Annotated in this window: 18 protein-coding genes; 10 read left to right on the top strand and 8 right to left on the bottom strand. The window is 65.9% G+C overall.

The window, feature by feature from the left end; translation table 11 throughout:
• Genes ACIRYZ_RS14640 through ACIRYZ_RS14630 form a run of 3 tightly spaced genes read right to left on the bottom strand, consistent with a single transcriptional unit; the run spans position 1 to position 5,881 of the window.
• Positions 1-3,561: an ATP-binding protein gene (locus ACIRYZ_RS14640; RefSeq protein ID WP_402943683.1), complete on the bottom strand. Its 3,561-nt coding sequence runs from the start codon at positions 3,559-3,561 to the stop codon at positions 1-3.
• On the bottom strand, positions 3,558-4,658 hold the full coding sequence (locus ACIRYZ_RS14635) for a DUF4007 family protein (RefSeq protein WP_402943680.1): 1,101 nt from the start codon (positions 4,656-4,658) through the stop codon (positions 3,558-3,560). The genes ACIRYZ_RS14640 and ACIRYZ_RS14635 overlap by 4 nt, the downstream gene beginning before the upstream one ends.
• Positions 4,659-4,711: 53 nt before the next feature.
• A complete protein-coding gene (locus tag ACIRYZ_RS14630; protein ID WP_402943678.1) occupies positions 4,712-5,881 on the bottom strand; it encodes a cysteine desulfurase family protein in 1,170 nt (389 codons plus the stop codon).
• Positions 5,882-6,320: 439 nt separating this feature from the next.
• Between ACIRYZ_RS14630 and ACIRYZ_RS14625 the strand changes: the two genes are divergently transcribed.
• From ACIRYZ_RS14625 to ACIRYZ_RS14605, 5 genes are all read left to right on the top strand, one after another.
• Positions 6,321-7,940 (top strand): DEAD/DEAH box helicase, encoded by a 1,620-nt coding sequence (locus tag ACIRYZ_RS14625; RefSeq protein ID WP_402943675.1) that lies wholly within the window; start codon positions 6,321-6,323, stop codon positions 7,938-7,940.
• Complete coding sequence (locus ACIRYZ_RS14620) at positions 7,937-9,805, top strand: ATP-binding protein (protein WP_402943672.1); 1,869 nt, start codon at positions 7,937-7,939, stop codon at positions 9,803-9,805. The genes ACIRYZ_RS14625 and ACIRYZ_RS14620 overlap by 4 nt, the downstream gene beginning before the upstream one ends.
• Positions 9,802-10,713, top strand: coding sequence for a phospholipase D family protein (locus ACIRYZ_RS14615; protein ID WP_402943670.1), 912 nt, complete (start codon positions 9,802-9,804; stop codon positions 10,711-10,713). The genes ACIRYZ_RS14620 and ACIRYZ_RS14615 overlap by 4 nt, the downstream gene beginning before the upstream one ends.
• Positions 10,714-10,874: 161 nt before the next feature.
• The gene (locus ACIRYZ_RS14610; RefSeq protein WP_402943667.1) at positions 10,875-11,519 is read left to right on the top strand and encodes a hypothetical protein; all 645 of its coding nucleotides are present in this window, start codon (positions 10,875-10,877) and stop codon (positions 11,517-11,519) included.
• A 139-nt stretch (positions 11,520-11,658) separates the two neighbouring features.
• Positions 11,659-12,537 carry a phosphoadenosine phosphosulfate reductase gene (locus ACIRYZ_RS14605; protein ID WP_402943664.1) on the top strand — a complete coding sequence of 293 codons (879 nt, stop codon included), beginning with the start codon at positions 11,659-11,661 and terminating at the stop codon, positions 12,535-12,537.
• Positions 12,538-12,777: 240 nt separating this feature from the next.
• Here the strand turns inward: ACIRYZ_RS14605 and ACIRYZ_RS14600 are convergent, their stop codons facing one another.
• Both ACIRYZ_RS14600 and ACIRYZ_RS14595 read right to left on the bottom strand, forming a co-directional pair.
• Positions 12,778-15,153 (bottom strand): tetratricopeptide repeat protein, encoded by a 2,376-nt coding sequence (locus tag ACIRYZ_RS14600; RefSeq protein ID WP_402943661.1) that lies wholly within the window; start codon positions 15,151-15,153, stop codon positions 12,778-12,780.
• Positions 15,154-15,688: 535 nt separating this feature from the next.
• Complete coding sequence (locus tag ACIRYZ_RS14595; RefSeq protein WP_402943659.1) at positions 15,689-16,174, bottom strand: hypothetical protein; 486 nt, start codon at positions 16,172-16,174, stop codon at positions 15,689-15,691.
• Positions 16,175-16,603: 429 nt separating this feature from the next.
• Between ACIRYZ_RS14595 and ACIRYZ_RS14590 the strand changes: the two genes are divergently transcribed.
• Entirely contained in the window at positions 16,604-17,557 is a 954-nt protein-coding gene (locus ACIRYZ_RS14590) for an IS481 family transposase (protein WP_402943657.1), read from the top strand.
• On the opposite strand, the gene ACIRYZ_RS14585 is transcribed toward ACIRYZ_RS14590, so the two are convergent.
• Positions 17,554-18,810 carry a hypothetical protein gene (locus ACIRYZ_RS14585; RefSeq protein WP_402943654.1) on the bottom strand — a complete coding sequence of 419 codons (1,257 nt, stop codon included), beginning with the start codon at positions 18,808-18,810 and terminating at the stop codon, positions 17,554-17,556. The two genes, ACIRYZ_RS14590 and ACIRYZ_RS14585, sit on opposite strands and share 4 nt — an antisense overlap.
• Positions 18,811-19,269: 459 nt before the next feature.
• Here ACIRYZ_RS14585 and ACIRYZ_RS14580 point away from each other — a divergent pair, with 459 nt between their 5' ends.
• Entirely contained in the window at positions 19,270-19,440 is a 171-nt protein-coding gene (locus tag ACIRYZ_RS14580; protein WP_402943651.1) for a hypothetical protein, read from the top strand.
• Positions 19,437-20,270 (top strand): helix-turn-helix domain-containing protein, encoded by an 834-nt coding sequence (locus tag ACIRYZ_RS14575; RefSeq protein ID WP_402943648.1) that lies wholly within the window; start codon positions 19,437-19,439, stop codon positions 20,268-20,270. Before ACIRYZ_RS14580 ends, ACIRYZ_RS14575 begins: the two co-directional genes overlap by 4 nt.
• On the opposite strand, the gene ACIRYZ_RS14570 is transcribed toward ACIRYZ_RS14575, so the two are convergent.
• Entirely contained in the window at positions 20,267-20,818 is a 552-nt protein-coding gene (locus ACIRYZ_RS14570; RefSeq protein ID WP_402943646.1) for a hypothetical protein, read from the bottom strand. The two genes, ACIRYZ_RS14575 and ACIRYZ_RS14570, sit on opposite strands and share 4 nt — an antisense overlap.
• Positions 20,819-21,290: 472 nt before the next feature.
• On the opposite strand from ACIRYZ_RS14570, the gene ACIRYZ_RS14565 reads away from it, so the two are divergent.
• Positions 21,291-21,437: a hypothetical protein gene (locus ACIRYZ_RS14565; protein WP_402943643.1), complete on the top strand. Its 147-nt coding sequence runs from the start codon at positions 21,291-21,293 to the stop codon at positions 21,435-21,437.
• A 116-nt stretch (positions 21,438-21,553) separates the two neighbouring features.
• Complete coding sequence (locus ACIRYZ_RS14560; RefSeq protein WP_402943640.1) at positions 21,554-22,345, top strand: hypothetical protein; 792 nt, start codon at positions 21,554-21,556, stop codon at positions 22,343-22,345.
• Between the two features lie 177 nt (positions 22,346-22,522).
• Here ACIRYZ_RS14560 and ACIRYZ_RS14555 read toward each other — a convergent pair whose 3' ends face one another.
• The gene (locus ACIRYZ_RS14555; RefSeq protein WP_402943637.1) at positions 22,523-23,632 is read right to left on the bottom strand and encodes an HNH endonuclease; all 1,110 of its coding nucleotides are present in this window, start codon (positions 23,630-23,632) and stop codon (positions 22,523-22,525) included.
• Positions 23,633-23,642: the final 10 nt, after the last annotated feature.

The following is a 23,642-nucleotide window of genomic DNA, read 5'->3' as shown; positions in this document are numbered from 1 at the left end:
TTACTCCGTCCTCTCGAGTGCGGTGGTGGCGGGCTCGGTAACGCGCTGGGCCAGGGCGGCGAGCAGGATTCGGGCGCCGTCAGGGCCGAGCGCCTTCTCAGCCTGCTCCAGGACACTGACAGCCAGGTGCTCGGCCTCGCGCTGGGCTTGCTTGGGCAGGTAGATCAGCGTGCGCTGTTCGGCCCCGTCCTTGTCGGTCAGGGTGAGCAGCCGCGCTTCGAGCTCCTCCTCTGCGCCGCCCGCAGGAGCGTTGTTCTTGTACAGGTGGCTGACGCGGTCGAGGGCGCTGGCCATCTCACGCACCCGGCGGGCGAAGACGGCGACGTCGTTGTCCGACCAGTCGCCGAGGGCGGAATGGGACAGCCGAACGATCATCGGGTCCAGCCAGTCCTCGTCCGCCAGGTACTCGTTGAGCGCTATGGCGACAAAGCCGCGCAGCTCCAGGCTGAGGGAGACACCGGCAAAGCCCTTCAGCCGAGCGGCCAGGGCCTGGCGCAGCTTCGGCAGTGAGGACGGCAGACGGAACTCGCGGCTGATTGTCTCGATGGCCTCGTCGCGCAGCGCGCGGTCGGCGCCGGAGATCTCATCGGCCGCGGCGGTGAGACGCTCGACGTAGCCCTTGTTGCCAGCCGTGCTCTTACGCTGCTCAGAGGTGATCGGCTCCAGTCCGAGGGCCTTGGGCAGGGCCTGGAAGAGCAGCTCGTCCGGATCCTGCGCCGAGAACAGGGCGGAGCGCACGGCAAGGGCGTCCTTGCTGATTCGCTGGGTGCGCCGGGCATAGGGGGTGAGCACCATGACCCGCTCCATCAGCGCGCGGGTCACCGCCAGCAGGGCCGGGTTGCGCAGAGCCTGGGAACGAGGCGGCTCCACCTTGAGGGCCACGGACAGGTTCTTGACCACGCTGTGGCGCAGGCCGTCGCCCACTGGTGTGGCCTTCACGGAGAACCGGCCGGGGGCCTTCACCATGCGCTCGACCACGTCGGGCGTCAGCCGGGGCAGGTAGGAGCCGTCCTCGAACAGGGCGACATCCTGGCTGCGCACGATGAGGGCGGTCACCACGAGCAGCGGCACTACGCCAGCCTTGACGCCGTACGGCGGCACCATGAGGACCCGGAAGATCTGCTCCAGGCTTGTGCGCTTGTGTGCCTCGGTAAGGGCCTTCTCAAGCGCGTTCCACACCTCCTGGGTGTACGGGTGGGCTGCGCCGGGCCGAGAGAATCCGTAGGGCAGGAGCGAAGGAGACGACTCGTCTGCAGCCGCCGGGTTCTCGCGGTGCAGACCCATGTAGGCCAGTGCGCCGCTGTACATGGCCCGCTCGGCCGGGTACTTGACGATGCCGAGGTACGGTTCGCCGGACTTCTGCAGCATCGCGGTCAGCAGCTCGCGACGGGCCTTGGCACCCTGGCTGGTCAGTTCGTGCCGGCCGAGCATCTCGTTGCGGATGTGCGGTGTTGCCGAGAAGACCTGGTCGCAGGCGATGGACGCAAGGCCGCTGAGGCTGCGGCCCTCGATCACTTCCCCGTCTTCGGCGTCGGCGGCGATGCCGGAGCGCCACAGTCGCCAGGTCGCCCGCTGGGTGGGCGGGAAGAACGCGGCGCTGAGGAGGTCCAGGAGCTCGCGCTTCGCGCCGGATGTCCGCTGGCTGATCTCCCGCCGCGCGACGGGGTCGAGCGACTTGTCGCGCTGAAGTTCCTCCAACGCGACGAGGTTGAGGGCCGCCCGGAGGACGAGGTCGGGCTCCTCGGTGACGCCGAGGACGACAGGCAGGGAGGACTCGATGACGGGCCGGTCCTCGATGCTGCCGAGGTGGAAGACCAGGAGGCCGTCGGCGTGGTCGGCGAGTTCGTCTGGCCCCTTGAGGAGCTTTGTCTGTGCGGTGGTGACCCGGACGAAGAGGGCGCGGAGCATACCTGTGACCTGGCTGTGCCGGCCGGCGGCCACGGCCAGGGGCAGGTAGTCGCTCAGGCGCTGGGCAACGACGGTGTCGTCGAGGTGGCTCCGCGCCTCCTTGAGACGCCCCTCGATATCGACGTCGGTGCCGCGCCAGGCGCGGTACTCGCCGTTGAAGGACCGGTACCCCAGGAACCCGCGGGTCACGAGGCTGTTGAGCTGGTCTTCGAGCGCGGCGAACGCCGTCGGATCGGCTTCGCCGGGCTCGTGCAGCGCGTAGTAGACCATCGCGGCGGTTGCTCGCAGCGCGCCGTCTTCGTCGATCAGGTTGAGCATGCCGACCGTGCGCAGCACGTTCTGGTCCGCGGTGGACAGACCATTGGCCAGGGTCACACGGGACTCGATCTCGATCCACTTGCTCGCGTTGGTGGATGCAAGTAGCGAGGTACGCCCGGAGTCGAGGAAGAAGTCGTACAGCTGCGGAAGTTTGACGGTGCTGGCGCGGCGCGGCTTGTCGCTGGAGAACGTCTCCATGGACCGGCGGACGGTGTTGGGTTCGTCGTTGTTGAGGAACCCGGTCAGGCTGCGGTCGTGCTGGCCGATCTGCGCGGCGAGGAACGGCGCTGCGGCAGCGGTCAGCGGGTGGAGCGGGTACAGGTCTGCGAAGTCCTGCGCCTTGAGGACGACGACATCGTTGAGGCCGTGGTCGCGCCACGTCTCCTGGGCCGCCTCGGAGTAGGCCGAGATCAGCTTCCGCCCGGACGCGGAGACCCCGGACTGGTCGAGGCGGCGGCGCATCAGCTGGACCGCATCGCCGAGGTGGGGGGCAAAGGTGATGTTCTCGAAGCGGCCCTGAATCTTCGCCCATTCACGGATCTGCAGTTCGCTGGACTGCGCCGCGTAGTCGAAGAACGACATGTGCTGGAGCGTCATCATGAACAGCGGCAGGCCCTTGGGCCCGGCGCTCTTCTCGGCAAGCTCCTGCAGTAGGAACAGGTCCGTCTTGGCGGTGGCGAACTCACTGTGCCCGGCGAGGTGTTCGAGGGTCTTGCCGAACTCGTCGATGACCAGCAGCAGGGGCTGCTGTGCGCATAGGGCGGTGACCGCGGCGATGATGTCCTCGGGCTCGGCCGTCGAGGGGTCGGAGCACCGCGCGAGTGCCGCGGAGATCGGCTTCGGCATGCGGGTCGGCCAGCGACGCTCGGCCGCGGTGTGCAGGGCCCGGGAAAGGGTGGTGACGAGCGGCTCGCGGCGGGCGGTCGTTACGGCGCCGAGGAAGCCGGCCGGCGCCAGCTCGGCGCGGGTTGCCTCCAGTCGGTGGGCCAGCCCGGGGCTCGTGGCGGCCAGCACCTCCTGTGCTTCGGAGCGGCGTGCCTCGTCGTGCCCGAGGATCGCGTCGATGAGGTTGACGAGCGTGGACTTGCCCGAGCCGTAGGCGCCGGTGAGCGACCAGGAGCGGGGACGGCGCAGGTCAGAGAGGGCGTTGGCCAGACGGTCGAGGACATCCAGTGCCCGGGTCCCCACGTAGGGCGAGTGCAGCTCGTCCAGCACGTCGCGCTCCACGTTGGTGGAGCGCATCCGTGAGCCGACGAGCTCGATACCCGCGGGGAACTCGGTGCCACCGGAGGTCTTGCGGGCGGCCTTGGGCCGCGAGGGGGTCTCGGTGGTCACTGGGAGGTCTCCTCGATCAGGGGGAGCTGCTGCTCAACGGTGTTGCGGAGCTCCCTGGCCTCGGCGGCGGCGAGCTTGGGGTAAGTGCGGGCCCAGTCCTGCCGGGTGGGGAACTTCGCCCGCTTGCGGACGTGGTCGTACTGGGCGTCCAGGACCTCCCAGGCAAGCTCGAAGGGATCGGAGTTGAAGACGAGGCTGCGCTGCCCGACAGCTTCGACGAGTTGCAGGCCAGGCGTGGTGGCCGCGACACGCTCCACAGCCGCCGCGATGTCGGGCTCACGGATGCGGAAGGCCCGTCCCGGACCACCGTGCTCGTTGGCGAGCCGAGCGAGAGAGATCGAGCCGGCGTTGCGCGTCATAGCGGCGGCGTAGTCCAGGCAGGCGTAGGCGACGATCCGGTCCGGGAGGGTGATGCGCGTGCCGGTGGTGAACTCCCACTCCTGCCGGCCCGAGACGGGATGGTCCACGGTCTCGATCAGACCCAGCTCGCGGAAGGGACAGGCCAGCAAATCTTCGAGCGCCCCGGGTGCGCCGCCCTTGGCCCGCTTCGCCGGGACGTACATCTTGGTGATGCAGTCGACGTCCTTCGCGATCGACGCCTCGACCGGTGCCTCGTCGTAGGAGAGGTTCACGTGACGCACGATCAGCTGCGTGAGGTCAGGCGCGGAGAAGCGAGCGAACGGGGCGAGCTGGAAGGCGACGTACCAGGACGGCGCCCAGCTCTTGGCGCCCGGACGGGAGCTCAGCAGCCACCAGTGCAGCAGCCAGAGGCTGCCCTGTTCCTCGAGATACGGGTCGGCGCCGTCCTCGTCAAGGAGCCAGCGCGCCTCCCACGTGGGGTAGGACAGCATCGCTCGGGAGTTGGCATCGTCGCCGTAGTGCTCGCGGGTCAGCTTGAACGCCCGGGACCAGTAGCGCATGGAGTAGACCATGTTCTTACCGACTCCGAGCAGGACCGGGGCGTCCTCGGCGAGGAACACCTCCGGGTTCTCCTTCACCTGCATGTACGCCTTATGGAGCCACCCGAAGCGCGGCGCGAAGGTCTCATGGCGCGCAAAGGAGGGATGGGCGGCTTCTGCGAGCCGGCTGTCTGACATGCGAGGCGTTCTCCGTGTCCGTTCGGGCTTGGATGATCTTTGGGCGGGTTGAGTTATATCGCTGCTGTCAGGGCAGCCCGCACGTGTTGGACAGCTCGGACCGTCGATGACACGGCCCGCTCGATGTCATCGGTGGTCGTGGCGTACCCCAGGGAGAACCGGATGGTGCTATCTGCCTCTTCCCGACTGCGTCCCATGGCAAGGAGCACATGGCTGGGGCTAGGCGCGCCAGAGGAACACGCGCTCCCCTCCGATGCCGCCACATCCGTCATCGCAGCGAGAACCGCGTCCGCTGGAGCTCCGTAGAACGTGATGCTGGTCACGCCAGGCAAGCGTCGGTCCACCGCACCGTTGATCCGGCAGTCGCCGATCTGCTCAACGAGGGCCTCCTCAAGGGCGTCACGCAGGCGCGCGATCCGGGGCGCCTCGTCGGCCAGGCCGAGCCGGGCGGCATTGGCCGCAGCTCCAGCGCCAGCGATGCCCGCCACGTTCAAAGTGCCGGCCCTCCAGCCTCGCTCCTGCCCGCCGCCGACGAGCAGTGGGCGGTAGGGGAGGCGAACACCCCGGCGGACGAACAAGGCCCCGACTCCCTGTGGGCCACCGAACTTGTGTGCGGACAGTGACAGCAGGTCGACGTCCGTGTCGGCGAGGTCGATAGGAAGCCGTCCCACCAGCTGCGTGGCGTCGGTGTGGACTAGGGCTCCGGCGTCATGGGCGGCCTCTACGATCGGCGCGAGCTCTGTCAGCACGCCCGTCTCGTTGTTGGCCGCCATCAGAGACACGATCGCGACCCCGCCTCCCGCCAGCGCCGCGTGGAAGGCGTCGAGGTCCACCAGGCCGTCAGCGTCGACAGGCAGCGCTACGAGCGACGCGGGCGCACCCGACGTCAGGGCCTTCGCGGTCTCCAGTACGGCCGGATGTTCCACCGAGCTTGTCACCAGCCGCCCTCCGGCAGCGAAGGCTGCCCGTAGGGCGAGGTTGTTGGCCTCCGTGGCACCGGAAGTGAAGATGATCTCCCCGGGGGAGCAGTTCAAGAGATCTGCTGTCTGACGGCGCGCCAAATCAACGCGGTCAGCGGCATCACGGCCAGATCGGTGAGTGCTTGAGGCGTTACCGACCGTGCGCATAGCGGCGAAAGCGGCTTCCAGAGCCTCGGGGCGGGCGGGCGCTGTGGCGTTGTAATCAAGGTAAGCCAGACCCGCATCAGGTGACTGGAATGTCACGCTCCACCCCATTTCGCTCTACTCCGGTCGATCAACTGGTGGAGCTTCTCCTCCGGCACGAGAACCCCCACCAGTAGTACCCCGCGATCCTAGCCGGAGCGAAGGACAGGCGAGGTGGAGGCTTCGACTTTCGCACCCCCGACGCTTGCGCGCGGAGCATTAATAGAACAAATGTTCCCACATATTGGCTGCGGCAGACAGGTGGGCGAAAGGCCGTTCCTGACAAGGGAGTTCGTCCACCGCCAACGCCCGAAGAGCTGCGGAGTAGCTGGATTTCCGTGACCGCCCGCGGCATGCCGGTGCATAGGGCTAGGGTTTGATCACGAGCCGCGCTGCGAGGGGAAGGTCACAGCGCACCTGGCGGCGTGATCGGGCGAGGCAGAGGGGGCAACAGCACGGTGTGCAGCGATGGCGGGATGCGGACGGACCTGGCCACGGCATGACTGGAACCCCCGGCATTGCGTTCGAGTCCGTCCTTGGCGGCGCACCCCTGCCCTATATCCGTAACCTCCTCGGCGAGCATGCCTGCGACCTCCTGGACCTCCTGCACCGAGGACAGGACACCGAAGCAGTGCTCCGGAGGGTCGCGGCATCAGCCATTTCCCCCGAGCGGCTCGTCGCCGACCCGGCCGAGCGCGCCGGGTTCCTGCAGCTACTCCCGCAGGCCAAGCGCACCGAACTCGTCGACCGCCTTGGCCAGCCACCCACCGACGCCGCCGACGACTTCCTCGCGGCCCTGCCCTGGTCACAGGAGCAGCGCCGCACGCTCCTCGGCTTTCTCGGCCTCGTCGTTGACCGGGCACCCGAACCGCCCCCGACATTCCGCGGCTCCAGTACGCCGCGCTACGGACTCTTCCCTCACCAGCGCCTCGCGGCCGGCCGAGTGCAACGACTGCTGTATTCCGGCGAACGGCGAGTCGTGCTGCACCTGCCCACCGGTGTCGGCAAGACCCGCACCGGCATGAACATCATCTGCGACCACCTGCGCCGCCACGAGCCGACCGTCGCTGTATGGCTGGCCCGAGGACGTGAGCTCCTGGAGCAGGCGGCAGTGGAGTTCGAGAACGCCTGGGCATCGCTCGGCAACCGAGAGGTCTCCGTGGTGCGGATGTGGGGAGACGCGCCGACCGACCTCGACGGTATTGAGGACGGCATCGTGATCCTCGGCCTTGACAAAGCCACCGCCGCCGCGAATGCAGACCCCACCTTCCTCGACCGCCTCGGCCTGCGCACCACGCTCACCACCTTCGACGAAGCCCACCAGGCCATCGCCCCGACCTACCGCAGAACCGTCGATGCACTCACCCTGCGTAGCGACTCCAGCCTGCTCGGCCTCACGGCAACTCCCGGCCGAACTTGGGCCGACATCACCGAAGACGAGAAGCTGTCCGACTTCTTCGCACGCCAGAAGGTGATGCTCGAGATCGACGGCTACGACAACCCCGTCACCGCCCTCATCGAGCAGGGCTACCTCGCCCGCCCGCACTTCCGCACTGTGGCCGCTGACTCCGGCACCGTGCTCAGCAGCCGAGACAAGCAGGCCCTCGCCGCCTCCTTCGACATTCCCGACACTCTCATGGCCAGGCTCGCCAGCAACGTGCAGTGGAACCTGCAGGTCGTACGGACCGTCCTCGACCTCAGCCAGGATCACCGCCGGATCCTCCTCTTCGCAGCTTCCGTCGAGCACAGCCGCCTGCTGGTGGCAATCTTGTCGGTCCTCGGCCTCGACGCGGACCAAGTGACCGCCGAGTCCTCCCCACGCCACCGCGACCGGGCCATCGCCCGTTTCAAGGGGCCCAGCAGCCGCCCAATGGTCCTCTCGAACTACGGCGTCCTGACCACCGGCTTCGATGCGCCAGCGGCCAGCGCGGCCGTCATTGCACGCCCGACCCGCTCCCTGGTCCTTTACAGCCAGATGGTCGGTCGAGTCATCCGCGGCCCGAAGGCCGGCGGCACCCCCACCTGCGACATCGTCACTGTGATCGACCCCGCGCTCCCGGGCTTCGGAGACGTAGCGGAAGCATTCACCAACTGGGAGGACGTGTGGAAAGCCCGATGACATCCAAGTACTCGATCGTCACCTCCGATCTGACGGTCAAGGCCTTGCAGGACAGCGGCTACAAGTCCACCGCCCACGCCATCGCCGAACTCATCGACAACGGCCTCGAAGCCGAGGCCGACCTCGTCGAGCTCTTCGTCGTAGAAGGCACGGAGCACAACGGACACCGCTCCCGCTACCGTGTCGAGAAGATCGCCGTCCTCGACAACGGCACCGGCATGGACCCCGAGACCCTCCGGCAGTCCTTGCGCTTCGGCGCCGGCACCCGACAGCAGCGCAAGGGCATCGGCCGCTTCGGCGTCGGCCTGCCCAACTCGAGCATCTCGCAGTGCAACCGCGTGGACGTCTGGTCCTGGACCAACGGACCCGACAACGCCCTGCACACCTACCTCGACCTCAACGAGATCGCCAAGGGCCTCGAGGAGGTCCCGGAACCCAAACTCGACGCCGTGCCCGACGAATGGCAGGCCCTGTCCGAGGGACTCGGCCGCTCTGGCACCCTGGTGCAGTGGACCGAGCTCGAGCGGGTCCAATGGCGCGGCGCCCAGACCACCGTCGCCAACACCGAGAACCTGATCGGGCGGATCTACCGACGCCTCATCGCGAAGGGCCGGCGGATCAAGCTCGTGCCCGTGCGCGGCTGGGCCCAGCTGCCTGGAGCCGGAGACACCCGCCCCAACGACCCGCTGTACCTCATGACGCCGAGCGCCACCCCAGCCCCCTTCGACAAGAAGCCGATGTTCCGTGCCTTCGGCGCCAGCAACACCGGCAAAGTGGGGGAAGAGAGGTTCTTGGTCCGAGCGGCAAACGGGCAGGAATACCCGGTCTATGTCCGCTCCTCACTGGCCGTGGACGCCGCCCGCCGCACCGACGTCCAGGACGAGCCGTGGCCCGCCAACGTTGCCCCCAGCCTCAAGCCCGGCGAGACGCCCTGGGGTAAGCACGCCGCGAAGAACCTGGGCATCTCCCTCATCCGGGCCGACCGCGAGCTCGACCTCGACACCGGATGGATCAACTCCTACGACCCGGTAGAGCGCTGGTGGGGAGTCGAGATCGACTTCCCGCCGGACCTCGACGAGGTCTTCGGCGTCACCAACAACAAGCAGTCCGCCACCATCTTCTCCAGCCTCGCCCACTTCAACTGGCGGGAAGAGGCCGCCGGGCTGTCCTGGGAGGAGTACCGGGAAGAGCTACGCGCCGAGGGTGACTCGCGCCTGCCGCTCATCGAGATCGTCTACCACATCCGCGAAAAGCTCCTCGGCCGGCTGCGCACCGAACTCGCCCACCAGACCGAGGGAACCCGGGCCAGCCGCAAGCGGCACGAAACGGCCGAGGTCCAAGCCGAGGTGGCGGTCCAGCGGCGGCGCACCGAGACCCGGCCAAGCCTGACCGACCAGCTCGCGGAGGAGACCACCGAGGAAGAGAGCAAGCAGCTCCAGTACGAGAGCCTGGTCGAAACGCACCGTTACAGCCCGTCCGACGCCCAGCGCATCATCGAAGAGACGATGTCGCAGGGCAAGCACGTTCGGCTCCTCACCAGCCGTAACCCCGACTCTCCGGCCTTCTTCAACGTCGAGTACATCCCGGGCATGCTGCAGGTCGCCCTCAACATGGACCACCCGGTCTACAGCGATCTGATCGCCGTCCTCGACGGAGACATCGACGGCGCGAGCCGCGAAGAACTCGCCGAACGCCTCACCCTTGCTGCCAACGCCTTCAAGCTCCTCCTGATCTCCTGGGCGCGCTTTGAGGACGAGCAGCCGGAGAAGCCGCGTGAACGCGCCAAGCGGATGCGCCAGGACTGGGGCCGTCTGGCCAGCGAGTTCCTCGGAGCCAGCGACGCCGACGACGAGGATGACGAGTGACGGCCGATCACATCTGGCGCCAGATCGCGCAACTCCTGTCCACTGCGACCAGCCGCGTTCTCCTGGTAGCCCCGTTCATCAAGAAGGACGTCTTCCAGGCTGCGCTCGGTGCTGTACCCGCGGAAGTTGAAGAGATCACGTGCGTCACCCGCTGGTCGGTAGCAGAGGTAGCTGCAGGTGTCTCCGACCCCGAGATCGCCGAGCTGGCGCAGCTGGACGGCCGTGCCACCATCCGGCTGTGCCACAACCTGCACGCGAAACTGTTTGTGGCCGATGACCGCTGCCTCGTAGGCTCTGCCAACCTCACCGGCAAAGCCACCGGCCGAGTGCCCGCACCCAACCTCGAACTCCTGGTGGAGGTCGGCACCTCTCATCCACAGGTGCAACACGTGCTCGCGCTGCTCGATGCAAGCACCGTCCCCGGCACCGTCGAGCTGGCCGAGCAGATGCGCGAGCAGGCGAACCTCCTGCAGCGGGACGAGGACGGCCCCCGCGTCGTTGTACCAGGGCACGACGAGCAGCAGACGCGGTGGTTGCCTGAGACCCGTAACCCGGAGCGCCTCTACCGGGTCTACAACGGGCGGCACCGCCATATCGGCAGTGACGTACTGGCCGGCGTGCTTCGCGACCTCGCACACCTGGACGTCGCACCTGGACTGGAAGAGCAGGCGTTCGGAGCAGCTGTTCTTGCCCGCCTGCGGACGATCCCTGAACTGCGCGCCCTGACCGAGGCCGGTCGTATGAACCTGGCCGATGCACAAGTGGACCTGGCGGCAACGGGGGAGTTCACAGCGGAGCAAGCCAAGCGAGCTGTTGAGACCATCGCGGCCTGGCTGAGCTACTTCGACGACGTCCACCTTGTGCCCGTCGGGCCGTGGGAGATCCGGCAGGGTAAGGAGATCACGTAGTCTGCATCGGCGCGCGGGCCACGGACACCGAGGACGGTGGCAGGTGGGACTTCCAAGCCTGCCATCGTCCAGCGCGTGTGGGGATCACCGCGATATCTTGGTGCCGCCCTGCGACAATCAGGGCTTCGTCGCGTTGTGTAAGCGGAGAAGGTACTCGGGACATGGCAGCCGCACCGATCCCGTACCTGCTTGGGCACACGGAAATCGCTGACCTTTTCGGCATCGAACGCCAGACCTCAGCGAAGTGGCGCAGCGACGGCATCTTGCCCAAGCCCGACCTGCTCGCCTCCGGCAACCCGTACTGGCTGCTGGACACCGTGCTCGGCCTTGAGGGGCAGGCCGGCCGACGTGTCACTGAGGAACGACTCGACCGGTACCTGGCGAGCGTCCCCGGCGGACGCAGGGTGAAGGAGCGCGAATCTCTGCCGATCATCGTGGGGATCCAGGAGGTCGCACGGATTCTTGGTACCGATCAGCAGGCGATCTCCCGATGGCGAAATCGCAGGCGGATCGCCGAAGCCGACCTTGTGATCTCCCGGTCCCCACTCTGGCTGCTCGACACGATCACAGCGGATGCTTACGAGCGTGGCCGCATCGTCGTCTCGGAGGAAGTTGAGCGACTGCAAGCCGGCGAACGGGAACCCCAAAAACCCCGTGGACGCAGGGCCGCAGGCACACCACGATCACCTAAGAAGCCCTTGCCGCCAGCACAGAGCTTCACCAGTTCCGAGCATGACGAAGCCGTCGCCTTCGTCACCGAGATGCTCTCCGAGGGGCACACCACGGTCATCCGCCCCAAGCGGTAGCCCACACCCACTGCAGCCCGGCATGCCTGTGCCCGATCTCCCACCTCTGCGCCGTGCGGTGAGAGGAACAGTTGATTAAGGTGATTTTGATCAATAGAGTCTCTCATCTGAGAGTTAGGCTGCCACAGGGAGGGACCTCATGTCACACCACGCCCGGACGCATACAACGCCAGCCCATGACGCCAACCAAGCAACTGGTCAGCGCGAACCAGATCCGCTTCTGAAGGTGATCTCCTACGGGGGTGGCGTACAGTCCACCGCCCTCCTCGTCCTCGCGGCCAAGGGTGAGATCGACTACAGCACCTTCCTGTTCGCCAATGTTGGGGACGATAGCGAACACCCCGCCACCCTCGCCTACATTCGCGACGTCGCGGCGCCCTTCGCGGCAAGCGCGGGTATCGAACTCCACCACCTGTACCGGACCCGCCGTGACGGCTCCACCGAGACCCTCATGGACAGGCTCGCCAGACCGGAGGCGAGATCCATCCCGATCCCGGTCAGAATGGCGAACGGCGCGCCCGGACGCCGGTCCTGCACGGCCGACTTCAAGATTAAGGTCATCGGCCGATGGCTCCGTAGGCAGGGAGCCACAGCGAACCAACCCGCTACGGTCGGCATCGGAATCTCCCTCGACGAGATCCATAGAGCCAACCGTCGACGGAGCGAACCGCACGAGCAGGTCGAATACCCCCTGCTCGACCTGCGGCTCCGTCGCAGCGACTGCGAGCAGATCATCGAGGGCGCGGGTCTGCCTGTCCCGCCCAAGAGTTCGTGCTTCTTCTGTCCCTTCCGTACCGTGGCGGCCTGGAGGGAACAGCGCCAGAACGAACCCGAGCTCTTCGCCAAGTCCGTCGCGGTTGAGCAGATGGTGAACCGCCACCGCGCCGCCCTTGGACGCGACTCCGTGTACCTCACCCGGTACGGCCGTCCCCTCACCGAAGCAATCCCCGCCCAACCGGAGAGCCGGCCAGAAGAGTCGGACGACAGCGGATGCGACTCCGGCTGGTGCATGACCTGAGCCCATCCTGGCGCGCTCCGCGAATTGAACGGACATGCATAGCGGGAGCCGCTGCCCCGGAAGAGCGCACGACCGACGGCGCGCGCCAGGGGCCAGACCTTCCGCCAGGGCATAGAGGTGCTCGGAATCGGCACGCCTGAGTGGCTATAGGTTGTCCGTGGATCGTGGTTGACGCCAATAGGAGTCAACCACGATCCGAAATCGCCGGATGCAGATCCTGCTTTCCGGTGGGCGTCGGGATTAGTGAGGGTCCTGGACTGAGTAGAGGAGGGCTAGGAATTCTTCTCGGACCTCATCGGATTCCTCATTTAGCCCGGCTTTCAGAAGTGTAATCCCGAGGGCCTCAAGAGCCATAAGCAGGTTTTCTAGATCGTTTGCGGCGCGAAAAGAATTCACGGCTTCGCGATACGCATGGATGGCTTCGTCAGGCATCCTCGCCTCCTCGAGGGCCCGTCCCGAGCCACCCAGCGCCATACCTTCCATAGAGAGATCCCCCATCTCCCGGAATATTGCGGCTGCCTGGCGATAAACGGCGACAGCCTCGTCTGCCTGCCCGATTCTTCGAAGGGCCAGCGCGAGATTGTCTAGGGCCTCAGCCAGCGCATGGCGGTCGCCGGTTTCCTCGCAGAGTTGCACATCTCGCCGATGCGCTTCGATGGCCTCTGCATGGCGCCCCGAATCCTGCAGTGCTAGGCCATAGCTGCCGAGCGCCGCGGCCTCGCCATGGCTATCTCCGAACTCTTGAAAGAAGTTAGCAGCAGCCCGGTGCTCCTCCGCTGCCTCGCTAAAATTCCCCGCCTTCCTCAGTGCCATTCCGAGAAGGTTTCGCATTGCAGCTTCCCCATGGCGGTCCCCCCGGGCCTGACAGTCCGAGACAGCATGTTTATGGAGCTGAATCGCCTCATGGACGTTTAGCTCTTGAAGTGCTAGTGCGAGACTGCCGAGAGCCTTAGCCTCTTCGGGGTCGCCAAGCTCACGGAGGATTGTTGCGGCCTTGAGGCCGGCCTCGACCGACTCTCGATATCTACCGAGGTGGTACAAAGCCTGTGACGACGCGTTCAGGGCTGCTACCTCGCCATAGCGATGGCCCGACCTCTGGCAGACATCAAGTGCCTCTTTGCTGATCTCGAGGGCTTCACTAAAGCGTCGAACGTGATAGAGGACTTGCGCGAGGCTGCTCAACACCCAGCCCTCGCGACGCAAATCGCTCTGCAGCCGGAGCGTCTTCAGTGCCGACTTATTGACGGCGATCCAATCGTCGAAATAACGACGTAGATGAAAGAACTGATCCAGTGCAACGGCGAGATCAGCTCCGATTTCGTGGCCGGTTTGGACGGCAGCCACGAGGTTCGGTCGCTCCTCCTCGAGCCATGTGAGGGCTTCAGTCTCATCCTCTCCGTGTCCAGTGCGTTCCCTCAGGATTAGGTTGGCCGAGGTCGTCGTGACGAGATAGAAGTATAGGATTTTCTCCAGCGAGAAGTCACGTTCGTCTAGTTCGGCATGCTCCTTCCCCTTCTCGTCGGCGTAGAGGCGAATTAGGTCGTGCAGCCGCCAGCGTCCCCATGTTGCGCCGGGCTCAATCAGGTGGGCGCGGGCCAAATCCTCGAGGATGACTTCGATATTCGGGTCGCCCGTGAGGTGCGCGGCAGAGCGGGAGGCGATATCTGGTCCTGGATTGAGCGGCAGCAACCGAAGAACACGGGCCTGGTGCTCGCTCAGCCGGCGGTATGAGAGCTCGAAGGCTGCCCGAACGGCGCGGTCCTCGCGCTTAAGACGGTCAAGCCTTGTGTGGGCCACTGAAAGCGCTTGGACGAGAGAAGAGAGAGGTCGGGACGGGGAATCGGCAAGAAGGGCTGCACAGATCTGCAGCGCTAGAGGCAAGTTGCCGCAAAGTTTGGCCAGAGCATGGACCTGCTCCTGTTCACGGACGACTCGTGAGTCGTCTTCTCCGCGGGCTTGGAACAGGACTCGTTGAATAAGCTCGACCGAGGCTGATAGCTCAAGAACCCCTAGATCAAAGGTGCGCGCACCTACGCCTAGTGAATGGCGAGAAGTAATGATAGCTGCTCCACCGTCGTGCGATGGCAACAGTGGCTCGACCTGCCTATCGCTGGAAGCGTTGTCGATCACTAGCAAGATATTCTTACCCCGGCTGGCGTAGGCTGATAGTATCGACCGGTAGAAGCGCGTCCGATCTCCTAGGTCCGACGGAATTTGATCGCCTGGAATTCCGAGGGCAAGGAGCAGCGAGCCCAGTGCTTGTTCGGGTGACAGATATCGCTCACTATCGTAGCCAAAGAGATCAATGAAGAGTACCCCGCCAGGAAACCAGCCGATTTTTTTCTCAGCCTCCGCAGCTGCCTGCAGAGCAAGCTCAGTTTTTCCCACCCCTGCCATGCCTACAACGGCAGCAAACTTTGTCGTCTGCCGCGTGCTCGGATCCAGTTGATCGAGTAGAGAGCTGAGCTCTTGGGAGCGCCCTGCGAACGTTCGCGAGCGCAAAGGTAGCCCGCTAAGGGCAGGCGCGATTGACGGTGGTAGTTGAACCGTGATTGCACGTCCCTGGATGACCGCATTGAAGAAGATGCCGTCATTGATTTCATTTGAAGTTGTCACGGGCACCACCTCGCATCGATGGTAGGGCCGCAGTTTGACGCGACCTTACCGAACGTCCCCTACCCCGGCACATCTCGAGGTTCTTCAGTGCTTCATCTTCGTTGCGTTGATCGCCGGCCTCGCGGAAGATGCTGGCGGCCTGCGTGTGACCTCGATGGCCTCCTCGAACCTACCCACCGGGGAACCCGCCAGGGGCCTTCAGCTCCAGGGCCGCGGTCTGGACGGCCACTTCGATCTTGCCGACGCCAGACAGCTTCGTCACAGCGATCACCACTGCTGTCCTTTGCCCGCCGGCGAGCCTTCGTCGGCGTCAGGAGCGAGGCTGCTCATCAGCCGTTCGACAAGCTCGGTGCGGCTGGTGATGCGGCTGCGGGGGCTGAGCAGGCCAGACAGGGTCGACCTGATCGGCGCCGGCAGGTGCACAGCGAGATTCGCCGTGGATGACGACTTGGAAGTCGACGCCGTCCGCGATTCGGTTGGCGACCCGGTCGTGCGTCTCGCCTCCAGGGGTGCTCGTCGTCCCCCGCGTCATGGCTCAGCCCTGCCCAGACGCCGCATCCTCGCTGGCACCGACCGCCGGCCTGGCGATGGGCGGCTGCGTGAAGGACAGGCCGGAGAAGTCCCGCCCCTGCAGCACCGGCCCGTACTGAGTACCGCCACTAATGGTGTTGCTGACCGAGCCCGCTGTCGCTCCAGCGGGGCGGTCCAGCGCGTGCAGTTCCTCGATAAGCCCCTCCAACGCTCCGGCGAACTGAGGGTCCTGCTCAGCAGCCTCCTCCAGCGCCAGCCGGACCCGATCGCCCGTGCGGTTACTGAGCTGGTCCTGCCCCGCCTCTGCCTCCTCGGCCAGCTTGCGCAGTGCCGGATCCTCTCCGAGCTTCCCGCTCACCAGGTCGTGCAGGCGGTTCATCCCTTCATCGAGGACGTAGTCGACCTCCGCGTCTACCCGGTCGCCGACCCGGCTTGCCTTGCGGATAGCCCACGCAAATAGGTAGCCCACCGCGATTTCGATACCCGTCATCCCGTACCCCCTCAGCCAAATCTGACCTTGCGTCACCCAACCTATCGCGCCCTCCGACTCGGCACGACGGAACTGCCAGGCCGCTACCGCGCCACGCAAGAGCTACTCGATGAACGGCCCGATGTCGTCGGACTCGGAGCTGCACATCCCTCAGCAAGCAGCCTTGCTCAGAGGTCGTGACCCGGCTCTCCCGTTCCGGGCGCCTTGCGGTTAGCTGGGCGCCTCATGCGCGTGACCTGACGGAGCAGCAGAGAACTGCCCCCGCCAGCGATCTGGTGGCGCGTTGAGGATCACGATGTCGGAGCTGGCTAGGTGTACTGACCACGGAGGTTGGTGACGGGGTTCACGGTCGGGTGATCTTGAAATGAGTGAGGGCCTTCTGGCCAGGTGTGGATTGCGACATCTGCACCGGCGACCAGAAAGGCCCTCATGCCACACCGTAACGCACCGCTGACCGAGACCGGACGCCTGCGCCTGGCCCGCTGCGTGGTCGAGGACGGCTGGCCGCTTCGGCGGGCCGCCGAGCGCTTCCAGGTCTCGCCGACCACGGCCAAGCGCTGGGCGGACCGCTACCGCACGCTCGGCGAGGCTGGTATGGGCGACCGGTCCAGCCGGCCGCACCGCAGCCCGCGTCGGACCCCGACCCGCACCGAGCGGCGGATCATCAAGGTCCGCGTCCTGCGACGCTGGGGACCGGCCCGCATCGCCTACCTCCTGCGGCTCAACCCGGCCACCGTGCACCGCGTGCTGACCCGCTACCGTCTCGCCCGCCTCGCGCACCTCGACCGCGCCACCGGCCGACCGATACGACGCTACGAACACTGCGCGCCAGGCGAGTTGGTCCATGTCGACATCAAGAAGCTCGGCAACATCCCCGACGGTGGCGGCCACCGGGTGCTGGGCCGTCCCGTCGGGAAGAAGAACAGCTCCGGCGCCGGTTACGGCTACCTGCACAACGCCGTCGACGACCACTCCCGTCTGGCCTACAGCGAGATCCTCGCCGACGAGCGCAAGGAGACCGCCACGGCGTTCTGGACCCGGGCGAGTGAGTTCTTCGCCCGGGCCGGGATCACCGTCCAGCGCGTGCTGACCGACAACGGCTCCTGCTACCGCTCCCGGCTGTGGCGCGACGCCCTCGCGGCCAGCGGGATCGCGCACAAGCGCACCCGTCCCTACCGGCCGCAGACCAACGGCAAGGTCGAACGCTTCAACCGCACCCTGCTCGACGAGTGGGCCTACGCCAGGCCCTACCGCACCGAGCAGGAGCGACGTGACGCGTTCCCTGGATGGCTCCACACCTACAATCACCACCGCGGACACACCGCGCTCCAGGGAAAGCCTCCCGTCAGCCGCGTCACCAACCTCACGGGTCAGTACAGCTAGGCCGGCGCGTTCGGGGCGGCGGGCCTGTCGGACCACTGCTCGCTGGCTGTCCTGAGCGCCTTGGTAAGTACCTGGCGACTGGCCTTGCAGATCTCGTCCAGAAAGGTTGCGTTGAAGAGCACCTCGTCCGGGATGGAGAACCAACGCCAATCCTCGTAGCCAAAAGTGGTCTCGGTGCCGAACAGGCTGCCCTCGTGCCCGGTCCTCGAGCGGAAGTGGTAGGCGATGGCGGCTAGGTGCCTCACCTCTCGCTGGGTCATGGCGGTCTTCAGCGCCTTCTGGAAGCGTTTCGTGGCGAAGCCCTTCTCCCTGGTGCAACGTGCGCAGCAGTCGCACCGGGTGGGGGCGGCGAAACGGGCCCCGAAGCCTTCGATCGCTGCCACGTACGCGAGGTGGGCGACGGAAGGATGGCAGTCGTGCAAGTTCATGGCCTCGTAATGCGCGAGGATCGCGGTGGTGAGTCCGGGGTCAGCATCCAGCGCCTGGCGAGCATGGTCGAGCCAGGGCGGGAGGTCGAAGCTCTTGGTGCCGGGTGGGATCTCTTCGGTCCACGGGCCTTCCCCGTCGAGGTGGGGAACTGTCCAAGTGGGGCCAGCGCAGGCTGGCACACGGAGTGGCTCCCGGTCGCCCGTGCGGGCTCTGGGAGTGCCGCGGCGCTTCCAGAGCCTCGCGGTGACCAACGACAGCAACGCGCATGTCAGGTGCAACTCGCGTTCGGCGAGCGGCCGGGCGGCGTACCAGTCGTAGCTATGGACGGTGCCGCTGGCGATCAGCGGGAAGCTGTGGCGGACGCCGAGCCTGCCGTCGGCTACGTACTCGTGGCGGGTGACGTATTCGCGCATGCGGACGCCACCAGGGGTCAGCAGCACTGGCCCCAGGCTCAGGATGCCCCCCAGGACTCGGTCATCTGGCAGAGCGTATGGCGTGGTGCCGATGATGGCTTCCCACATGATGACGCGGTCACTCTTGCCGAGCGCGGCCGTCGCGACTCTGGCCGCGTCCTGCCATGGCTTGACCTGGCCTGGTGTCGCTTCGCCGTCACCGACAACCGTGCAGGCGATGCCGTCCTCGCAGAGACCGACCACGAGCCTACTGGTCACCGGCCCGTAGGGGGCCGGAGCGATCTCGATCTCCCCCTCTGTGAACAGCGTGAGGTCTGGGCGGCCAATGAGAGCAAGGCCCAAGTGGTGGACCCACTCGTCCCCCTGCTCCTCTAGACGGACCGGAAACGTCCCGATGTCCTGCTTCCACATGGAGTTCCCCTGTTGGATCAGTTGCCGGGGAGTTTAGCCAGGTGGCACAGGCCAGGCCCTGGGAATTCATGGCCGGGCCTACGGCGTGCGGGCGGCGGCCAGGGCGGGAGCACAGGAAGATTGGGGCGGATCTGGCAACAACTGACGCCGTCGTACCTGATCACGCCTGCGGCCATTCCTGTCGCAGCTATCACGCAGGATCGAGACGTACGTGGGCAGAAACGAATCAACGAAACTCTCGAGTTGGCCCCACTGGCTGGATCCTTGGCATCGTTGGGTCCGCAGCCGACAGACCGTCAAGCAGTGAAGTCAGCTGCCATTAGCTGTGGTTTGTCACCACGCCTCCCGCTCACCCTGACGAGGAGATCCTTCGGCATGCTCAACTTTCATCCCGTCCGCTCGGCCTGCGTCGACTCTGAGGAGCGGCCCCGGCGACTGGTCCCGGACTCGAAGCACGTCGTGATCATCGTGGTCGTGCTGGTGGTCGCAGTGCTCGCCGCGTTCAACCTGCCGGTTCGGCAGGCGGTCGCCGCCGCCAGTAGCGCATTGCCGATCATCACCTCGATGGTGCGGCTCTCTGCCCGACGACGCGCAGCCGCCCGGCGTGCGGCGTCGCCTCGGACCGCGTGACGGCCGCCATGGGACGCCCGGAAAAGGAGATTCCTGCAACCAGCGGAAGGCACCTGCGGGTCGTGGCTGCGAGACTGCGCGAACTTCGGGCGGCTGCGGGCCGGACCTACCAGGAGCTCAGCAAGCAGCCGGGCGCCAACGGTTACAGTCCAGCCGCGCTCCGCAGCGCGGCCAGCGGCGCCTGTATCCCTACCGAGCAGGTTGTCACCGCGTTCGCCAAAGCCTGCGAGGCGGACCCGAACGAGCTGCTCTCACTTCGCCTGAAGGCCGCCCGGGCCGCAGCATGGGACGCTGAACCCGATCCCCCCAGAAGACTGTCCCCCTGCATGGTGAACACCGTCAACGAACTGCGCACAGCCATGCGCTACATCCACTTGCAAGCCGGGAAGCCCTCCACCCGTGCGCTCGAAGAGGGCGCTGGCGGTCGGCTCCCGCACAGCACCCTCGACCGCGTCCTCGACACCAAGCAGAAGCCCCGGATGCCCAGCGAGGACCTCCTGAAAGCCTTTCTCCAGCAATGCGGCGTTGCTCCAGCCAGACAGCAGGCGTGGCTGGACGCCCGTCAGCGTCTCGTGGACAACAACCCGAGGCTCAAGGAGCGGGAGCAGCGACGATGGGACCGGGAACGCACTCGGGCCGGTCACTGGTACGGCTGCACGGCCGCAGAGGAGGCGCACATGCGCCGTGAAGAGAACCAGAAGTACCAGGCGCTGCGTCGTACCCGAGCCATCGCCGATGACCTTGATTACGGCATCGACTTCGATGGCGAAGAGGAGTGCACGGACCAGCGGGCCATCGAGTACGCCTACAACAGGGCCCTTTTCACTTAGCGGCGTTCCACGGTGTAGCCGACGTTCTCAAGGGCTTCCGTCCAGGTATCACGGTCGAACCACTTGATGATGTCCGGCTGGGCGGTGGTGATGGCGTCCATCCGGGCCTGCCAGTTGTGTCCGGTCTCGCCACGATAGCTGCAGCCGGCGCAGCCGTCCTCGCCGTGGAGATGGCCAGCCATCCAGGCGTTCACCGCGACGTTGAGGATCACCGCGTAGAGGTCGCCGCCGCTCTCGGCCAACGCGTCGGGTACGCCAGCGAGGATCATGGCCAGTTCGGGGTTGTCGATCGGAGGGAAAGGGGCCTGGCCGCCGGCCAGGTCCGGTTCGAGAGGGTTCATCTGCTCGGCGATCGTGTCGGCGAGCCGGGCCGCGTCGAAATGCTCCCACGCCGCCTGTTCCTGGATACGGAGCTGCTTGGAAACGGTGGTGATGTTGTGCTCGATCGCGTCGGCGACGCTGTTGGGCCCCACAGTGACGCCTCGGCAGGCCAGCTCGGCGAGAGTCTGGCCGAGGGCCCGCTGAAAGGCCTTGCTGTTCCTGTTCACGTCGCTCCTGCAATGAGGGATTGATTGGTGTGTCGCGGACGCACTGGAGTCAGTTCCCGCTCGGACGACCGTAGTAGACGAGTGGGTGGGCGGCGGCACATGCCGGGGCGAGCCGCCCACCCAGGCGTTAGCGAACGAGGCGAAGGCGGCGGACGGGGGTTTCGGGTTCGGGTTGACGGGCGCGGTATTGCGTCCGGCTGCGAGTGGGGGCTGAGGACGTCGCCGCCCCGATGAAGTCGACACGGTAGGGGTGGAGGTATCGCTGGGCCGTGGTGCGAGCAGGCCGCCGTAGGGCAGCTGCTAGGAAGCTCGTCAGCGCGCCCTGTCATGACACGGCCCCATACAGTGCCCCTCGCGATCGGCTGGGAGGTGAACTAGCCATGTCCATGCCCTTTAGTTCTCCCATGTAAATTTCCGTCAAGTTTCGTCCAGTTCCGCGTAGCCGCTCACGCGGCAGCCCAAGACTGGATCCATGGACACCAGCCCCAAGCGGGAAGCGTCAGATGGCTCCGAGCCGGAGCAGAAGCAAAGCGTCATTCTCAAGGTCATCATTGCCTTGGGGGCGGCTATCGCTGAAGGAATTGCAAGGGCCGTGACAGAGGACCTCATGAAGCCGTGAAGTCCAAAGAGATCCTATAGACCGGAGGGGGAATGGTGGGCGGGAGGGCTAGACGCATTGCCATGCCATCGGAGTCCGAGCTTGAGCCCGGACCGCATCGGAGACTGCTTGAAGCAGTGCACGAGCTCTATCGAGGAGCTGGTTGTCCAAGCACGCGCAGGATCAGCAAAGAAGTATCAAATTCACCCTTCTCAAGAGATGAAATCTCACATCAGTCTGTAGCCAATATGCTCACAGGAAAGGCTTTTCCCGGCTGGCTCCGATGGGAATCCCTGATAGGCGTCCTCATCTCGCTTGCGCGAGAAGATGTGACGGCGGACCGGATAAAATATGTCCGCCAGCTCTGGGTTCCCGTACACTACGGCGAGGGAAATTCAGAGCCTCCGCTTCAGGGGCTGATCGACGATATCCCAAGTAGCGCCTGGCCTGGGCCTGATCAGGCCAAACCCCAACCCGAGCCAGTCCTCGCTGCCGGGCCGCCGCCCGGCTCGGGGACTGGGCCGGAACGCCCGAAGCCGTCGGCCGCGAATGGTGAACATGATCGGAAGGGGCCGAATGAGCCGCGGACAGTCCTGGGCGAGGAGCGGGAGTCGAACAATAAAGACGCCCAGTACGTCCGATTTGTGTCGGGAGGCTGGTCGGGCCCCGAGATGTTCTTCGTGGAGAGCCTTCCTGGCCTTCTCCAAGTAGGCGTGAACACTCAACATCCCGTGGGTTCTTCGATCAGCAAGATCATAGAGCGGGGGGATGAGGAGGCATCGACGGTTCTCAAGCTTCTCCTCTTCTCGTGGGCTCGCATGGAAGATGAAACTCCCAGTGAGAGATCACGAAATAGGGTGAAGAATATGCGATCCGACTGGAGCAAGTATGCAGGAATGCTTTTCGAGTCAGATGATGACGATGACTGATTGGGCGGTGTGAAGATTGCGGCTCGACTGGTGTCACCCATGCCGGGTGGCACCAGTTCGTAACGAAGAGCTCTGGAATGGGTCTCTTCTGAGTGTGCGCTGCGCGCCGTCCATGCGCGGGATCACGCAGCAAACAAGGAGAGCCACGTCATCGTCCTCACTGCCGACACCCGCCGCTCAGGCCGGTGCTATGGGTGGGAAGTGCTTGGCGCGGAAATCAGCGAGGGTCTGCTCCATGCCGGCGATGGTCAGCCGCCAGAACTCCCAGCCGTCGATCTTGTTGCTGCCGGTCGCGGCCCTGGCCGCGGTGGTCGGGGTACGCCAGGGACGCCCCAGGACTTCGATCTGGCCCTCGCTGTTCAAGGTTGCATGGTGCACCTTCTTGTCGTGCCGGCCCGTGAGCGTGATGCCGGCCTCCAAGTCGTCCGGATCCAGATGTTCCAGCAGGTCTTGCAGGTCGACCTTCGAGCGTGCCGGGTCGATGACCGGTGTGCCGCCGGGCGTCGTTGCCGGCTTGGCAGGCGCGGCGAAGGGCCGGTTGCAGGCGCGTTGCAGGGCCAGGGCGGCGGCAGCTGCCGAGCTCCACTGCGCTTGGGGCCCCACCTTCGCGTCGATCAGCTGTTGGACACCGGGCGCGTCCCCGAGGCGGGCGAGCACGCCGACCTCCTGCATGAGGTGGCTGCGTTGCTTGATGATCTGGGAGTCGTTGAGCGCAAGGATCCGTATGGTTTCGTCGGCACGGCACAATCCGATGTCCGTCTCGGCCTGCGAGTAGGGGGCGTTACTGCGCCGGGCGTGGCCAGCGGTGTCGAAGCCGAGCAGGTCGGGGTCGCCTCTGCGGGCTGGGTCCAGGAGCAGCGGCTGTTCCAGGCTCAGGTCGTCGCGTGGGTGACGGGCGCGCGTGCCGGCCAAGAGCGGGAACTGGGTGCCTTTGGCGAGGCCTTCTGGGACACCGTTGAACCTGGCTCCGCCACTGTTGCAGTGCTTGCAAGCGACGCGGTAGTTCGACACCTCGTAGGCCAGCCACCAGTAGCCCTGGTGGCCGGGCACATCGAGTACTTTGGACTTCGGCCGGAAGTGGTCGACGTTGACGTCCGCGCGCAAGATGAGGGTCTCGCAGTACCAGCACTTGCTGCCGACGAGTTCGAGCAATTGGTCGCGTACGGCGTCTTCGGTCCAGTGCGCGGTGAAAGTGCGCTCGGTGTTGCCGGCCATCGCGGCCCTCACGGCGTCCAGGGTGCGTTTGGTCTTGGCGGTCCATGCCGCTGGGGCGGTGAGCCCGCTCATGTCCACATGT

The organism is Kitasatospora sp. NPDC101155, assembly GCF_044768305.1.
Lineage (GTDB): Bacteria > Actinomycetota > Actinomycetes > Streptomycetales > Streptomycetaceae > Kitasatospora.
This window is presented reverse-complemented; position numbering and strand designations above follow the sequence as displayed.

Coding starts and splice junctions, on each gene's coding strand:
- ACIRYZ_RS14565 (WP_402943643.1), top strand. CDS start 21,291: ATGGACACCAGCCCCAAGCGGGAAGCGTCAGATGGCTCCGAGCCGGAG.
- ACIRYZ_RS14595 (WP_402943659.1), bottom strand. CDS start 16,174: ATGACGGGTATCGAAATCGCGGTGGGCTACCTATTTGCGTGGGCTATC.
- ACIRYZ_RS14605 (WP_402943664.1), top strand. CDS start 11,659: ATGTCACACCACGCCCGGACGCATACAACGCCAGCCCATGACGCCAAC.
- ACIRYZ_RS14555 (WP_402943637.1), bottom strand. CDS start 23,632: ATGAGCGGGCTCACCGCCCCAGCGGCATGGACCGCCAAGACCAAACGC.
- ACIRYZ_RS14585 (WP_402943654.1), bottom strand. CDS start 18,810: ATGTGGAAGCAGGACATCGGGACGTTTCCGGTCCGTCTAGAGGAGCAG.
- ACIRYZ_RS14625 (WP_402943675.1), top strand. CDS start 6,321: ATGACTGGAACCCCCGGCATTGCGTTCGAGTCCGTCCTTGGCGGCGCA.
- ACIRYZ_RS14590 (WP_402943657.1), top strand. CDS start 16,604: ATGCCACACCGTAACGCACCGCTGACCGAGACCGGACGCCTGCGCCTG.
- ACIRYZ_RS14620 (WP_402943672.1), top strand. CDS start 7,937: ATGACATCCAAGTACTCGATCGTCACCTCCGATCTGACGGTCAAGGCC.
- ACIRYZ_RS14610 (WP_402943667.1), top strand. CDS start 10,875: ATGGCAGCCGCACCGATCCCGTACCTGCTTGGGCACACGGAAATCGCT.
- ACIRYZ_RS14635 (WP_402943680.1), bottom strand. CDS start 4,658: ATGTCAGACAGCCGGCTCGCAGAAGCCGCCCATCCCTCCTTTGCGCGC.